Source organism: Anaerolentibacter hominis, from assembly GCF_032380675.1.
Classification (GTDB): domain Bacteria; phylum Bacillota; class Clostridia; order Lachnospirales; family Lachnospiraceae; genus Anaerolentibacter; species Anaerolentibacter hominis.
Genome location: NZ_JAWDIX010000001.1, coordinates 909580 through 922858, shown reverse-complemented (window position 1 = coordinate 922858; position 13279 = coordinate 909580). Strand labels below are relative to the sequence as shown.

At 49.4% G+C, this 13279-nt stretch carries 16 protein-coding genes; 7 read left to right on the top strand and 9 right to left on the bottom strand.

All coding sequences use genetic code 11. From position 1 onward, the window contains the following. Nucleotides 1–4: 4 nt before the first annotated feature. Nucleotides 5–889, bottom strand: a complete 885-nt coding sequence (locus ABCW47_RS04285; RefSeq protein WP_343208625.1) for a YitT family protein — start codon at nucleotides 887–889, stop codon at nucleotides 5–7. Between the two features lie 535 nt (nucleotides 890–1424). Here ABCW47_RS04285 and ymfI point away from each other — a divergent pair. Together ymfI and ABCW47_RS04275 are read left to right on the top strand one after the other, a co-directional pair. Next, nucleotides 1425–2156: an elongation factor P 5-aminopentanone reductase gene (gene ymfI / locus ABCW47_RS04280; protein WP_343208624.1), complete on the top strand. Its 732-nt coding sequence runs from the start codon at nucleotides 1425–1427 to the stop codon at nucleotides 2154–2156. Nucleotides 2157–2196: 40 nt separating this feature from the next. Beyond that, a complete protein-coding gene (locus ABCW47_RS04275; protein ID WP_343208623.1) occupies nucleotides 2197–2595 on the top strand; it encodes a PH domain-containing protein in 399 nt (132 codons plus the stop codon). 96 nt (nucleotides 2596–2691) lie between these two features. On the opposite strand, the gene ABCW47_RS04270 is transcribed toward ABCW47_RS04275, so the two are convergent. Next, nucleotides 2692–3585, bottom strand: coding sequence for a LysR family transcriptional regulator (locus tag ABCW47_RS04270; RefSeq protein ID WP_343208622.1), 894 nt, complete (start codon nucleotides 3583–3585; stop codon nucleotides 2692–2694). Between the two features lie 139 nt (nucleotides 3586–3724). On the opposite strand from ABCW47_RS04270, the gene ABCW47_RS04265 reads away from it, so the two are divergent. The 3 genes from ABCW47_RS04265 (at nucleotide 3725) to ABCW47_RS04255 (ending at nucleotide 4890) form a co-directional block, all read left to right on the top strand. Beyond that, nucleotides 3725–3967, top strand: coding sequence for a hypothetical protein (locus tag ABCW47_RS04265; protein WP_343208621.1), 243 nt, complete (start codon nucleotides 3725–3727; stop codon nucleotides 3965–3967). 76 nt (nucleotides 3968–4043) lie between these two features. Then, nucleotides 4044–4613 carry a DapH/DapD/GlmU-related protein gene (locus ABCW47_RS04260; RefSeq protein WP_343208620.1) on the top strand — a complete coding sequence of 190 codons (570 nt, stop codon included), beginning with the start codon at nucleotides 4044–4046 and terminating at the stop codon, nucleotides 4611–4613. A gap of 1 nt (nucleotide 4614) precedes the next feature. Further along, on the top strand, nucleotides 4615–4890 hold the full coding sequence (locus ABCW47_RS04255; protein WP_343208619.1) for a hypothetical protein: 276 nt from the start codon (nucleotides 4615–4617) through the stop codon (nucleotides 4888–4890). Nucleotides 4891–4971: 81 nt separating this feature from the next. Here the strand turns inward: ABCW47_RS04255 and ABCW47_RS04250 are convergent, their stop codons facing one another. From ABCW47_RS04250 to galE, 4 genes are read right to left on the bottom strand one after another with little or no spacing between them, the layout of a single operon-like run. Beyond that, complete coding sequence (locus tag ABCW47_RS04250) at nucleotides 4972–5319, bottom strand: DsrE family protein (RefSeq protein ID WP_343208618.1); 348 nt, start codon at nucleotides 5317–5319, stop codon at nucleotides 4972–4974. 18 nt (nucleotides 5320–5337) lie between these two features. Beyond that, nucleotides 5338–6516 carry a galactokinase gene (locus tag ABCW47_RS04245; RefSeq protein WP_343208617.1) on the bottom strand — a complete coding sequence of 393 codons (1179 nt, stop codon included), beginning with the start codon at nucleotides 6514–6516 and terminating at the stop codon, nucleotides 5338–5340. Further along, on the bottom strand, nucleotides 6513–8033 hold the full coding sequence (locus ABCW47_RS04240) for a UDP-glucose--hexose-1-phosphate uridylyltransferase (protein ID WP_425516051.1): 1521 nt from the start codon (nucleotides 8031–8033) through the stop codon (nucleotides 6513–6515). Before ABCW47_RS04240 ends, ABCW47_RS04245 begins: the two co-directional genes overlap by 4 nt. 12 nt (nucleotides 8034–8045) lie before the next feature. Further along, nucleotides 8046–9038, bottom strand: a complete 993-nt coding sequence (galE, locus tag ABCW47_RS04235; protein ID WP_343208615.1) for a UDP-glucose 4-epimerase GalE — start codon at nucleotides 9036–9038, stop codon at nucleotides 8046–8048. 233 nt (nucleotides 9039–9271) lie between these two features. Here galE and ABCW47_RS04230 point away from each other — a divergent pair, with 233 nt between their 5' ends. Next, entirely contained in the window at nucleotides 9272–10111 is an 840-nt protein-coding gene (locus ABCW47_RS04230; RefSeq protein ID WP_343208614.1) for an AraC family transcriptional regulator, read from the top strand. Between the two features lie 51 nt (nucleotides 10112–10162). Here ABCW47_RS04230 and ABCW47_RS04225 read toward each other — a convergent pair whose 3' ends face one another. Together ABCW47_RS04225 and ABCW47_RS04220 are read right to left on the bottom strand one after the other, a co-directional pair. After that, nucleotides 10163–10624: a hypothetical protein gene (locus tag ABCW47_RS04225; RefSeq protein WP_343208613.1), complete on the bottom strand. Its 462-nt coding sequence runs from the start codon at nucleotides 10622–10624 to the stop codon at nucleotides 10163–10165. A gap of 13 nt (nucleotides 10625–10637) precedes the next feature. Beyond that, nucleotides 10638–11072: a hypothetical protein gene (locus tag ABCW47_RS04220; protein ID WP_343208612.1), complete on the bottom strand. Its 435-nt coding sequence runs from the start codon at nucleotides 11070–11072 to the stop codon at nucleotides 10638–10640. Between the two features lie 239 nt (nucleotides 11073–11311). Here ABCW47_RS04220 and ABCW47_RS04215 point away from each other — a divergent pair, with 239 nt between their 5' ends. Then, entirely contained in the window at nucleotides 11312–11965 is a 654-nt protein-coding gene (locus tag ABCW47_RS04215; RefSeq protein WP_343208611.1) for an alpha/beta hydrolase, read from the top strand. 154 nt (nucleotides 11966–12119) lie between these two features. Here the strand turns inward: ABCW47_RS04215 and ABCW47_RS04210 are convergent, their stop codons facing one another. Further along, the gene (locus tag ABCW47_RS04210) at nucleotides 12120–13262 is read right to left on the bottom strand and encodes an immunoglobulin-like domain-containing protein (protein WP_343208610.1); all 1143 of its coding nucleotides are present in this window, start codon (nucleotides 13260–13262) and stop codon (nucleotides 12120–12122) included. Between the last annotated feature and the right edge of the window lie 17 nt (nucleotides 13263–13279).

Genomic DNA, 13279 nt, shown 5'->3' with positions numbered 1-13279 from the left:
ATCATCACTTTTTGTCCGTATTTTCCTCTATTTCCAGCCCGAATCCCTCGCCCATCACTTCTCTCACATCGGATACGATGATAAAGGCAGTCTTATCACATTCTCTGGCAAGCTCCGTCAGCCTGACAATCTCCTTTTTTCCCACCACGCATAACAGCATCTGCTTCTCTGCATTGGAGTACATCCCCCGCATGGAGATTCCTGTCACGCCTCTGCCCAGCTCCTCCATGATCCGCTCCGCAATCTGCTCATATTTGTCGGATATCACATAGGCTGCCTTGGCAAATTTGAGCCCCTCCATCAGGGAATCCGCAATCTTGGTGGAGATAAATACTGCGATAACCGCATACAAAGCGTTGTTGATGCCGAACACTGCCGCGCCCAGCAGCACGATGCCGCCGTCAATTACCATCAGAAACTGCGCCACGGAATAATATTGAAACCGTTTGTGCAGCAGGGCACCCAGCAGATCCGTGCCTCCTGTGGAAGAGCCCAGCATCAGAACCAGACCCAGACCGATTCCGGTGAGGACGCCGCCGAACACTGCCGCCAGAAGGAAATCTCCTCTTGCCACATCGTAGCTTGGGATCAGGTACAGCGCAGCCGTAAAAGACAGGTTGGCAAACAGAGTATAGCCGATATATTGTTTGCCCAGCACCTTATTGGCCACAAGGAACAGCGGAATGTTCAGGGAAAAGTTGGTAAGCCACAGGGGAACACCGCCCGGAAGCAGTCCCTCCGTCCATCTTTTGACCAGAATCGCAAGGCCGGAAAATCCGCCGGTTACCATATTCATCGGCTCGAAGACCAGATTGATGGCTGCTGCCATAATGGATGTCCCCAAAATAATTATAATCATTCGTTTCCAGGCCTTACTGTTTTTCAACATTCCCATTTCTCCTAACACCATGTCATTTTCCCGACATAATCTCATTTTATTTCAGTATGTGGTCCTGCGGCCTCTTTCATACGGTATACTGCCAAGTTTCTGTCATCCATATGTACAGCATTACTGTCTTTTATGATAGCAAAATTTCATCCGCCCCGCAAGGAAAAGACCGCAGAATATTACACGCGGCCTTACGCAAAGGAAAGAAATATGGTATAATATTTTTAGAACAAAGAATCCCGCTTGCGGGATTCTCCGCCTGCGGCGGGTTGCTCAGGCAACGCAATTCCTTTCCGCCGCAGTGCGATCCCCCGGAGGGTTTTTTATTACATAGGAAAGTTTGGAGAACTTTCCTATGTAATAAAAAATAGCCGAGCGAAGCAAGGCTATTTGCAACTTCTCAAAAAGCGAAGCGTTTGAGAAGGGCCCTTTCTTTTTATGGAATGAGGGACGAACGTAATAAAAAAAGGTTCTGGCTTCGGTGTATTTCTTGTCCATGGACGTTAACATCGCCAGAATCAAAGGAGGTCTGTTTATGAATCGGAAAACGGTATTGGTGACAGGAGCTTCCAGAGGAATCGGCAAGGCTATCGCAGTAAAGTATGCCAAAAGAGGATACAACGTAGTCATTAACTGTATTAAAAATGCTGATTTGCTGGAACAGACAAAACGGGAAATTGAGAGCTATCAGGTCCCCTGTCTTACTTATCTGGGAGACATGGGAGATTATGTGACAGCGGCCAATCTTTTTGAAGAAATCAAAAAACAGTTTGGCGGTGTAGATGTATTGGTAAATAATGCGGGTATTTCCTATATCGGGCTGTTCTCCGATATGAAGCCGGATGATTGGGACCGTATTGTACGGACCAATCTCACCTCTGTGTTCAACTGTACAAATCTGGCCATCCCTTACATGGTACAGCAGAAGCGGGGAAAGATCATCAATATCTCTTCTGTCTGGGGTAAGGTGGGGGCTTCCTGCGAGGTGGCCTACTCCGCCACCAAGGGCGGCATCAACGCTCTGACCAGGGCTCTGGCCAAGGAACTGGCGCCCAGCAATATCCAGGTCAACGCCGTGGCCTGCGGCCTGATTGACACGGAAATCAACAGTTTTCTGGAGGATGAGGAAGTGATCGCACTTCAGGATCAGATTCCGGCGGGCCGGATGGGAACCGCGGAGGAAGTGGCAGACTTTGTCCACCAGCTGACCCACAAAAATGAATATCTTACCGGACAGGTCATTAATCTGGACGGCGGCTGGATCTAGCATCACCCGGCATACCCAAAGACATCAGGAGGAACCGCAAATGAAATTCAAAGGCAAGATAGCATTCTGGTACTGGCTGATCCTGATCGGCTGCAACGGCTTCATACTCTATGAACTTCTTTTTGACCCGGATCAGGTCCTGGTATTGGTGATTTCCCTGCTGCTGCTCAATCTGATCTTTCTGCCGAATGTACTGCGCAATTATGTGCTGATCGAAGACGGGAAGATCCGGTTATACTTCGGCCTGTTTAAAGACAGTATGGAAATATCGGATATTCTCTCGATACGCCGGACACGCAATCCGCTCTCTTCCAGTGCCGCCTCTCTGGACCGCCTGAGCATTGCCGGACGCCGTCAGGAGATGATGGTTTCCGTCCGTGACAAAGAGTTGCTGCTTGCTGAACTGCTAAAACAAAATCCGGAGATCCAGATAATATAAAGCAGTCTGGCTTTCGATGATCTTAAAAAGCTCCATGCCCCGCAAAAGCGTGACATGGAGCTTTCTTCGTGCAATGAATTCGTGAAACATGCCGGATCAGTCATCCTGTTCTTTTACACCAATTTGCATCTTTAACTCTTCCAGCAGCAGTTCCGCGATCGGTGTAAAAACCTGATATTTCTTCCAGATCACATACATTTTCGTTTCCAGAGGCGGCTCCAGCGGGCGGAAACAAAGCTCACTGTCCGGTCCCGTCCCGGCAAGCTTGTCGAAAGAAAGCATATATCCAAGCCCTTCTCTCACGAATACCGAGCCGTTATAAACCAGATTAAGTGTGCCGGACAGATTGAGCATATCGGCTTTTTCTCCGCACCACCGGGGAATATCAACCTCCAGGGCCTGGGAAGAACAGATCAGGTCCAGGCCGATCAGATCGTCCACGCAAATTCGTTCCTTTCCGGCAAGCGGACTGTCTTTTCTCATGACTACACCCCATATATTTGTTTCCGGCACTTCCAGATAATTATATTTGGATAGATCCGGCGGCTCCACAATCACGGCAAAGTCAAAAAGCCCCTTATCCAGCCTTTCCGCCACCTGCTCCGTATTTCCGCTGGTTAAATGGTAACGGAACAGCGGATAATTTTCTTTCAGTTGTCTGATTACCCTTGCAAGATATTTGATGAGGTGGGATTCCGCACAGCCGATTCTGACTTCTCCTCCCAGAATATTATCCAGCGCGCCAAATTCCTCTGTGGTTTTATCCACCATTTCCAGAATATCTTCGGCCCGTTTTCGTAACAGCATGCCCTCATCGGTCAGGCTGACGCTGCTGCTTCCCCGCCGGAACAGCTTCTTCCCCAATTCTGTTTCCAGCTCCTTCATCTGCCTGGATAAGGTAGGCTGGGTAACATGCAGGTATTCTGCTGCCCGCGTCATGTTCCCCTGTCTGGCTATTTCTATAAAATAACGCAGAACCCGAATCTCCATAATCCTCTGTCCTCCTGTATTTCCAATTAATTCTACCATACCGCGCCATGATATTCCTGTCAAGAATAACACAGGATAAATTATAGGCATTAGACATAATAGTCCGAAGGGTCTTATACTCAAGGCGGAGGTGAGGTAAATGGCACAGGCGGAAGACAGGTTCGGCATAATTTATCAAAATCTGATGGACGCGGGCTGTGACGGGCAGATGACAAGCCGGTGCATGTCTGTTCTGAAAGATGGCAGAGACCCCGAATTGCTTTCCATGCTCGTTTCGTACCGAGAAGCCCTGTTAAATGGCATACGTATCAGTCAAAAACAGCTCGACTGCCTGGACTTTCTGATTCACAGTATTAAAAAGCAGCTGAACATACAGCACTAAGAATATAAGGAGGTATGCAACATGCCGATAAGCCGGCATATTCGAGAAATCATACCGTTAAGAAAGGAGCCGCAACATGGAGCTGGAAGATTTTTTAAAATTTATGAAAAGCGGCAGACCGGTACAGGCGGGCAGCGAAGTGCACCGGCGGATGCTTTTGCTTGCCCGGGAAGCGCAGCGTCTGACGTCAGAGCTGAATGGGTCCTTTCATTCCCCGGAGAAAATACAGGAACTCATGTCCCGGATCACCGGGCAGCCCGTTGATGAAACCTTTGCACTCTTTCCGCCTTTTTACACGGACTGCGGCAAAAATATACACATCGGCAGACATGTCTTTATTAACTGCTGCTGCCACTTTCAGGATCAGGGCGGGATTTACATCGGGGATGGAACGCTGATCGGCTCTTATGTGGTCCTTGCTACCATTAATCATGGGCAGAATCCTGCCGAGCGCGGTGATAATCTTCCTTCTTCGATCCACATTGGCAGGAATGTCTGGATTGGGTCACATGCCACCATTCTGCCCGGAGTCACAATCGGCGACAATTCCATCATTGCAGCCGGCGCCGTGGTGACCAGAGATGTACCCCCTGGCATGATCGTTGCAGGAGTTCCCGCTAAACCGATAAAAGCCTTGCAAGAATGAAATGGAGAGAATCAAAGCGGATTTTCTTGCATCTGAGCCAGCGATTGCTGAATATAACCGTGCAGCAAAAAATGCAGCCAATGAGAATTATCTGCATGAAGCCGGGCTGGCAGCAAATCCTCCTTCGGGCACTGTTTATACCGACGGCAGCGGTAACGCCGTTACCAATCTGGGCGTTCACGAACACTGGAATAATGCGGCGCAGCGGCTCTACAGCCGCAATCTTGGAAAAACAGAAGGAATCGAATTAATACAATTAATCACAAAAACTCAATAAATGATGGGCACGATAACCACAAAAACCGTCGGCCGCACTGCGGCTGACGGTTTTCTCATATAAAACAATAGAACGTACTGCTCACGGCTTTATGTAGGCAAATCCCTCCTGCTGCTTACCCGCAATCTCAACCACTCCGGCGGGAACCACCTTCACAAAGCTTAACAGTTCTTCCGGCAATATCCCCTGGCCCCGCAGGGCATTATTACAGGCACAGACCGCGGTTTCCGTCCCGATCTGGGACAGCCGCTCATGCAAGCCGTTCTTTCTGGCCTCCGTCTCTTTTAAATCCGCCACGGCAGGGCCGTTTGCCACTACTTCAATCTCAAACTCCGCATTATTTTCCCGGCCATAGGCCAGCATATTAATGACATTCCCCAGAGTCAATTCCCATTTATCCCTCTGATCAACATGATACAACACCTTCATGACTTAAATCTCCCTTCTTTATTCTGTCAGTTCTCCTGCACCGTCTCCGATCTCCACCACATAAAAATCTGCCTTCCAGCCGATCGTTTCCTCATATTCCTTACCCACGGATTCGATGAAGGCGTCCACCGCATCCGCTCTGACGATGCTCACACTGCATCCTCCAAAGCCTGCCCCGGTCATTCTGGCGCCGATCACGCCCTCCTGTTTCCAAGCCGCCTCCGCCATCACATCCAGCTCTCTTCCGGTCACCTCGTAGTCGTCCCGGAGAGAGACGTGGGAATCATTCATCAGCTTTCCAAACTGCACCAGATCATTTTCTTTTAACGCTTTCACGGCCCGGATCGTCCTCTGGTTCTCATAGACGGCGTGCTTTGCCCGTTTTCTGCACAGAGGGTCCGTCACCGCATCCTTCACTTCCTCAAACTCTGCTTCCGTCAGGTCTCCCAGCGCTTTCACCGGCCTGATTTTCTGAATCTGGGCCAGAGCTTCCTCACACTGGCTCCGCCGTTCATTGTATTTGGAATCGCCCAGGCCCCGTTTCTTGTTGGTATTTCCAATAACGATCTTATAGCCCGGCTCCATCTCACTTAAGCGGATGGGGGCGTATTCATATTCAAGCGTTGCTGTATCCAGGAAGATGGCATGATCCTTCTTTCCCGCCGCCACGGCAAATTGATCCATGATGCCGCAGTTCACTCCCACATACTGGTTCTCCGCCATCTGGCAGATCAGGGAATTCTCCACCATATCCACCGGGAAGCCGAACAGGCCGCACAGTATGGTTCCGGTGAGGACCTCCAAGGAGGCGGAAGAAGAAAGCCCGGACCCGTTGGGAATCGTCCCGTAACATAGAAAGTCAAATCCACATTCCGTCTGATAACCCTTCCGGGCAAAGGCCCAAATCACACTCTTCGGGTAGTTGGTCCAGCCTGCCTCTTTCTGATAAACCAGATCGTCCAGGGAGGTTTCCACCACGCCATCGTCCGGGAAATTAACGGAATAAAAGCGCAGCGTTCTGTCATCTCTTTTTCTGACCAGCCCGTAAGTACCGATAGTCAGGGCGCAGGGAAATACATGCCCGCCGTTATAATCCGTATGCTCCCCGATCAGGTTCACCCTGCCTGGAGCGAAAAACGTCCGCACCGGCCCGGGGCCGAATTTTTCAATAAATATTTCTTTCAGCTGTTCTGTCATTTCCATGTACCTCCCATCTGTTCTATGTATCTGCGGAAACCGGCTCTGCCGGCCTCATCCCGTTTAAACACGCCGCACTGCAGAAGGATCGTCTCATAGACCAGCCCGATCTCCCTGCGCAGGATGTCATTTACATTTTCGGAGTTAATCTGCTCGTATTTTCTGCGGATCTGCTCCGCCCATTCCCCGTGCTTCGCGATACTTTCCACACGTTCCGCCGGCGTACCGTTCACCAGACACTCAGCCAGCAGCTCCATCTCTGATTCCAGCCGGGATGGCAGCACCGCCAGCCCCATTACCTCGATTAAACCGATGTTTTCCTTTTTTATGTGATGCAGTTCCGGGTGGGGGTGAAAAACTCCGTCCGGAAATTCTTCCGTTGTTATGTTATTACGCAGCACCAGGTCCAGTTCATAGTGAAGTCCTCGTTTTCTGGCGATCGGCGTGATCGTGTTGTGGGGAGTGCCGTCCGTCTCCGAATAGATAAAACATTCCGGGTCCGAGTAGCTTCTCCAGCCTTCCAGAAGCCGGTCCGCCAGGTCCGCAATCGCAGTCCGGTCCTCCCCCTCCAGGCGGATAACCGACATCGGCCATTTTACAATCCACGCCCGCACCGACGGATATTCTGAAAATTCCAGCTTCTGTTCCACCGGGGCCTTCGCCATGGCAAACTCATAGCGGCCTCCCTGGAAATGATCGTGAGTCAGGATTGATCCTCCCACAATAGGCAGATCCGCATTAGAGCCGATAAAGTAGTGAGGAAACAGGTCGATGAAATCCAGCAGCTTCTCAAAGGCAGACCGGTCTATCTTCATCGGCACATGCTGCCCGTTCAGGGCGATACAGTGTTCATTGTAATACACATAGGGCGAATATTGAAGATACCAGGGTGTTCCTCCGATGGTGATCGGGATCAGGCGCAGCGTATTTCGGGCCGGATGGTTTCCTCTGCCCGCATATCCTTCATTTTCCCGGCACAGCTGACAGCTGGGATAATTGGCCTGAATGTTTTTCAGAGCCGCCGCGATGGCCTTCGGGTCTTTTTCCGGCTTGGACAGGTTCACGGTCACATCCAGCTCGCCAAACTCCGTGGGTACCACCCATTTTAAATCCCTGCTGATCCGGTAGCGTCTGATGTAGTCACTGTCGCAGCTGAGTTTATAGTAATAGTCCGTCGCCATCTTCGGCGATTTCTGATATAGCTTCTTGAATTTCCTCTGCACCTGGGAGGGTCTTGGCATCAGGCAGTTCATCAGCCTGGTGTCAAAAAGATCCCGGTACGCCACCGTATCGTCCTTAAGCAGCCCTCGTGCCGCCGCACAGTCCAGAAGACAGCCAAGCACTTCTTCCAGTTCTTCCGGACCGGTTTTCTGCTCCCCCGCCGGTTCCCCCTCATAAGAAGAAAGCCCCATCACGTCCAAAATCTGATTCAGCGCGTAGACAGCATCCGATCGTTTTATCAATTTCTGAGTCAGCCCATAGTCCACTAATTTTCTGACTGCATCCTGTTCTTTCAAGGCCACCCCTCCTTAGCTCCGGTATCCCTCCGGATGATTCCTGTGCCAGTTCCATGCGGAGGCTATAATTTCCTCCAGGTTACCCTTCTCCGGCTTCCATCCCAGAACCGTTTCCGCCTTCTCGCTGGAAGCTACTAATACCGCGGGGTCCCCTCCCCTTCGGTCTTCCAGGCTGGCCGGAATCGGATGGCCGGTCACCTTTCTGGCTGTCTCAATCACTTCTTTCACGGTATAACCCACGCCGTTGCCCAGATTGAAGATACTGCTCTCCCCGCCGTTCATCAGATAGTTGAGAGCCAGCACATGCGCTCTGGCCAGATCGGTCACATGAATATAATCCCTCACACAGGTTCCGTCCTTGGTCGGATAATCCGACCCGAATATGCTGATCGTCTTTCTCTGCCCCAAAGGCACCTGCAGGATCAGGGGAATCAGATGGGTCTCCGGGCTGTGAGCCTCGCCGATCCTGCCGCTTTCATGGGCGCCGCAGGCGTTAAAGTACCGCAGCGATACAAAGCGGAGGCCGTGGGCTGCGCCGGTCCATTTAAACATTTTCTCCATGGAAAGCTTGGTCTCCCCATAAGGATTGGTAGGGTTAGTGGGATCGGTTTCCAGAATCGGGGTCCGCTCCGGTTCCCCATAGGTCGCCGCGGTGGAGGAAAATACCACCTTGTCAATGCCGTGGGCCACTAAAGCCTCCAGCAGCACCTTGGTCCCGCACAAGTTGTTATCGTAATATTTCAATGGATTCGTCATACTCTCGCCGACGAGGGAATTCGCCGCAAAGTGAATCACACCGCAGATATCCGTTTCTTTTGTCAGCACACGCTCCAGAAAGGCCCGGTCCCTGATATCCCCCTGGTAAAAAACCGCGTCCGGATGAACCGCCTCAAGGTGTCCCGTCTCCAGGTTATCAATGACAACCACCTCGTCTCCCCTGTCGATCAGTTCATATACCATGTGAGAGCCTATATATCCGGCTCCGCCAAGCACCAGTATCTTCATATTTATTCCTCCATTCTGAAATAGACAATTGCTGTCCCGTTATTAATTCCTGTACTCATTCCACGTTCTAATCCAAACAACCGGGCCCCTTCTCAAACGCTTCGCTTTTTTTCATTATCCTATTTTTTTCCGCTCCGGTAAATGAGAAAATGTTCTTTTTCCATGTAATTTTGTTGCATGAGTAAAAATATCTGCTGTATACTGGAATCAATACAAGGAAAGGAGGCGCCAGTATGCCGGATACCTTCAAGAATTCCTATAAAGTGCAGGAAAAAGAACTGATGTCCCTGTCGGTCTATAATGTGGGACTGCAAAAATGTGAGTCTCTCTACCAGTGGGGTCCCGGCGTGCGTGATCACTTCCTGATACACTATATCGTATCCGGTTCGGGCTGTTATAAAACCGGGGACAGGATATTTACCCTCCGGGCCGGGGACTGTTTTCTGGTCTATCCCGATACAGAGATTTCCTATCAGGCGGACGAGGCCGATCCCTGGGAATATTACTGGGTGGGATTTTCCGGCAACGACGCCCTTCCCATTCTGGAGTCCACGCCATTTACCCGGAACCATCCCATCCTGCGCCGTCATCCGGAGGGAGAGCGGATTCAGAAGAGCCTCTACCGCATCTATAAGGCCAGGGGGAATACGCTGGACGCCGCCGTCCGCATGACAGGCCAGCTCTATCTCGCTCTGTCGGTTCTGATGGAGAAGACCGCGGGCGCAGGCAGCTCCCCTGGGAAGTCCTCCTATGTAAAAATGGCTCTGGATTATATTTCCTCCCACTTTTCCTATCCGATTTCCATCGAGGATATCGCCGCCTATGCGGGTGTCAGCCGAAGCCATCTGTACCGGGAGTTCCGGAGCTTTCTAAATTGTTCTCCGAAAGAATATCTGTCCGGCTATCGGATCAGCCGGGCCTGTCAGCTGCTCAAAACCACCGACTTGTCGGTCACGGCGGTGGCCAATTCCGTGGGATTTGACAACAGCCTTTATTTCTCCAAGGCATTTCATAAGATAAAAGGAGTTTCGCCTACCGTATACCGTGTGGAGCATGGCCGCGGCATCGGCTGACCGCCTTATTGCAGAACAGGGCCTCCCGTCCGCAGACAGGAAGCCCTGTATCTATTTCAGTTTCTTTTTCAATTCTTCCAGTTCTTTCTCCACCTTATTATAATCCTGCTTTAACTGTCTCACATCGTCCTCCTGATCCTGTGATTTCGGTTTCGCCAGCAGCACCTTTAAGATCAGGGCAAGGCCGCCGAAAATAAAGACAACCATCAGCAGATATTCATACAGGGAACGGCTCATAAAGTAAAAGCGTGTCCCAAATATGATAGATGCGATGATAATCAAAAATCCCACGCCGGCAAGCAGCTTCGCTCCCATAGATTCATGGTTGACAAAGAGCCAGATGATTCCGGCCACAAAGGGCACAATCACCAGGCCGCCCACCCGAAAGCCTCCGAACCCCCAGCTGTAAAATCCCGTGGTGACCGTCACGCTGGACATGAGCCAGAACGCCCCCACCGCAAACAGGGCAATACCTATAATAAATTCCGCCAGTTGATTTCTCTCTTTTTTCATACTCCCGCTCCCCCTATAATTTAATCTTCATCGACCAGACCGCCGGTATGATTACCACAGCAAGAAATACCACACAGTTTAACGCAACCGGCAGAGAAAACAAGACCGCCGCCGCGCAGTAAACCAGCCAGGCAAGAAAATTTTTCAGAAATAAGATCAAATGGGCTCTGGCACAGGCTTTTCGCCTGCTTTCCCCGGCCTCCTTGGCATCCTCGTACTCCACACCGTTCAGCCAGTATATTTTCTGGGTGATAAATATAAGCCACATTAGAAAAACCACAGCAAAATAGGCCACTGTCAGGGTAAAGAGCATGGCCCCGGTACCGGAATCTTCCGGGAACCAGACATAATACAGCCTGGCGCCTCCTCCGGATGCCGCCATAAATCCAATGATCCACAGAACAAATCCCAGATAGGACTTTTTTCCATATTCTTTCTCTTCTTCCACCCTGACTCCCCCTTCCGAATCTCAGTGATGAAACCATATATTATATTTAGTGTATCAGATTTCACGTATTTACTCAAGCTTCGGCGAGATCCACGCCATGGTATGCCAAAGACTAATGGAAAAATCATTTTATTAAGTCCATTGTAGCGCACAGCCCGGTATGTTAGTATGGATGTCAGATAAATCTATAATAAATATCCGTTGAGGATTTAACCGTAACTTATGGAAGGAAATAAATCATGCGACTGATGTTACTTTACGGTGTTAATTGTACGAAACATATATGGGATTATATAAAACCTTATTTAAGAGACTTTGATATTGACTACGTGGAGTACCCGCACGACGTAACATTAAATGCAAAAAAAGTTGTTGATATTACTGAGTGGGTTTATAGAAACTATGGGCATCATTGTTACGATGCGATCATAGGCCACAGTCTCGGAGGAATCATTGCATTGCAATTGATTGCAGAATATAAAATGAACGTCGGTAAAATAATTTATTTAGAGACTAATTTGAAACCCGCTAATGAATTTTATAGAAATTTAATGACACAAAAAAATATGGAGAAGTATGGAGATAGTATTCTCCAAATGTTACGTGAAGAAAAGGAATTTTATACTGCTGAATTACTGAAGTCATTTCAAGTTGACTTTGATTATACCAATTTAGTAAATGACATCTCACAGGATATTTATGCGATTTATGGTGACCGGGGTATACCTGAGTATCCAGCTAAAATTCAGGATTTAAATTTATCAGCACAGGTTTTAAGTAAATTAAATTTAGTGTTTATCCATGACTCATGTCATATGATTATGGTTGAAAATCCTGAGCAATTATCAGAAATTATGAAAGGCATACTACTAAATTTCTGTTTACCGCGCTGATTTAGTATGCCTGATTGGATATAAGACGCAATCGCATAACCGGAGCCTAATGAGCGAGTCACGGCTTCGCCTGTTCCTAATGCAAAAGAGAGACTGTCAGTTCACCGCAGACAGTCTCTCTTTTGTTACCACATTCCGCTTGTTTTCACGTCCGCTATTTTATGTCGAATTCTGCTTTCGCCATAAAGCTTCCGCTCTCACCGGTCAGCTTCTTGCTGTACCGGTAATGTCCCGGTGTAAGATCCTTATACATACTGCTCAGATATACCGTATCTTCACCGGATTCTCCGGACCTAAGGATATGGGCGATATCATGCCAGGCCACATTTTCCCTGGTCTCCACGGCTTTCCATGTCCCGTCCTCTTCCCTTTCCAGACAAGGCTCCTCTCCAAATGCCAGTTCCTCATCCAGATGGTTCGTAAGCAGAACTGTAAAACTCTTGTCTTTAGCCGTTACGGTCTCTTCCTTTATCTGTGCACTTACCTTGCCGGCGTCTTTCTGATCGTCATCCAGATTCGGCAGCTCTGACTCTTCCACCAGAAAAAGATTCAGCGCTTCCCCTCTTCCTTCCCTGTCCAGATCCGCCGCCATCCTGCGTTCCCGTGTTCCTGCGCTGGTCATGTAGATGTTGATCCTGTTTGCCTTATCGTCCAGTTCCGCGCGGATAACGAAGGACATTTCGCCGCTTCCCATTTTCTCAGACAGTTCATTCAGAATTGAAGTCAGATATTGGTAGGAATACGCTGCCTCCTCATAGCGGATGTCCTGTGTGCCTGCCAGTTCTTCAATTTCTCTTCGTATATCCGTAGTATCCTCACACAGCAGGACAACCAGAGCATCATCATCGTCCGTGTAGATGCCTCCCAGATAATCCGGATAACCATGTTCGGCATAATAGGTACTCAGCACCGGTGCATATTCATTCTGAACCGCGCCGTCCACGACCGGCTGCTCCGCCTCCGACATATTGTCTCCGTCTTCTTCTGTACTCTCTTTCGCCGCATCATCCTGTATCAATGGGTCCTCATGCACGACCTTGTAGTCCGGCAGCCTTCGGTTGCCGATGATCCGTACGAGAGGCACCACGATCAGAAACAAGACGACACAGGCTGCAATTGGGAAAACCCATGTATAGCTGATCTTCTTTTCCTCTTCCAGACCGGCCTTATCAAAAGCCGCCTTTTTAATTCTTTCAAGCTGTCCTTCCTCCATTGGACAGTCCAGCTTTATATCATCCAGTTCCAGAATCTCTTCTTCTGTCAAATTCTCCAGAACTTCTTTTAATTTCTGATCCATTCTAATATCACACCTTT

Bases quoted from the DNA above. Each gene is read 5' to 3' on its own strand.
- ABCW47_RS04285 (WP_343208625.1), bottom strand. From the start codon at position 889: ATGTTGAAAAACAGTAAGGCCTGGAAACGAATGATTATAATTATTTTG.
- ymfI (WP_343208624.1), top strand. From the start codon at position 1,425: ATGAATCGGAAAACGGTATTGGTGACAGGAGCTTCCAGAGGAATCGGC.
- ABCW47_RS04275 (WP_343208623.1), top strand. From the start codon at position 2,197: ATGAAATTCAAAGGCAAGATAGCATTCTGGTACTGGCTGATCCTGATC.
- ABCW47_RS04270 (WP_343208622.1), bottom strand. From the start codon at position 3,585: ATGGAGATTCGGGTTCTGCGTTATTTTATAGAAATAGCCAGACAGGGG.
- ABCW47_RS04265 (WP_343208621.1), top strand. From the start codon at position 3,725: ATGGCACAGGCGGAAGACAGGTTCGGCATAATTTATCAAAATCTGATG.
- ABCW47_RS04260 (WP_343208620.1), top strand. From the start codon at position 4,044: ATGGAGCTGGAAGATTTTTTAAAATTTATGAAAAGCGGCAGACCGGTA.
- ABCW47_RS04255 (WP_343208619.1), top strand. From the start codon at position 4,615: ATGGAGAGAATCAAAGCGGATTTTCTTGCATCTGAGCCAGCGATTGCT.
- ABCW47_RS04250 (WP_343208618.1), bottom strand. From the start codon at position 5,319: ATGAAGGTGTTGTATCATGTTGATCAGAGGGATAAATGGGAATTGACT.
- ABCW47_RS04245 (WP_343208617.1), bottom strand. From the start codon at position 6,516: ATGACAGAACAGCTGAAAGAAATATTTATTGAAAAATTCGGCCCCGGG.
- galE (WP_343208615.1), bottom strand. From the start codon at position 9,038: ATGAAGATACTGGTGCTTGGCGGAGCCGGATATATAGGCTCTCACATG.
- ABCW47_RS04230 (WP_343208614.1), top strand. From the start codon at position 9,272: ATGCCGGATACCTTCAAGAATTCCTATAAAGTGCAGGAAAAAGAACTG.
- ABCW47_RS04225 (WP_343208613.1), bottom strand. From the start codon at position 10,624: ATGAAAAAAGAGAGAAATCAACTGGCGGAATTTATTATAGGTATTGCC.
- ABCW47_RS04215 (WP_343208611.1), top strand. From the start codon at position 11,312: ATGCGACTGATGTTACTTTACGGTGTTAATTGTACGAAACATATATGG.
- ABCW47_RS04210 (WP_343208610.1), bottom strand. From the start codon at position 13,262: ATGGATCAGAAATTAAAAGAAGTTCTGGAGAATTTGACAGAAGAAGAG.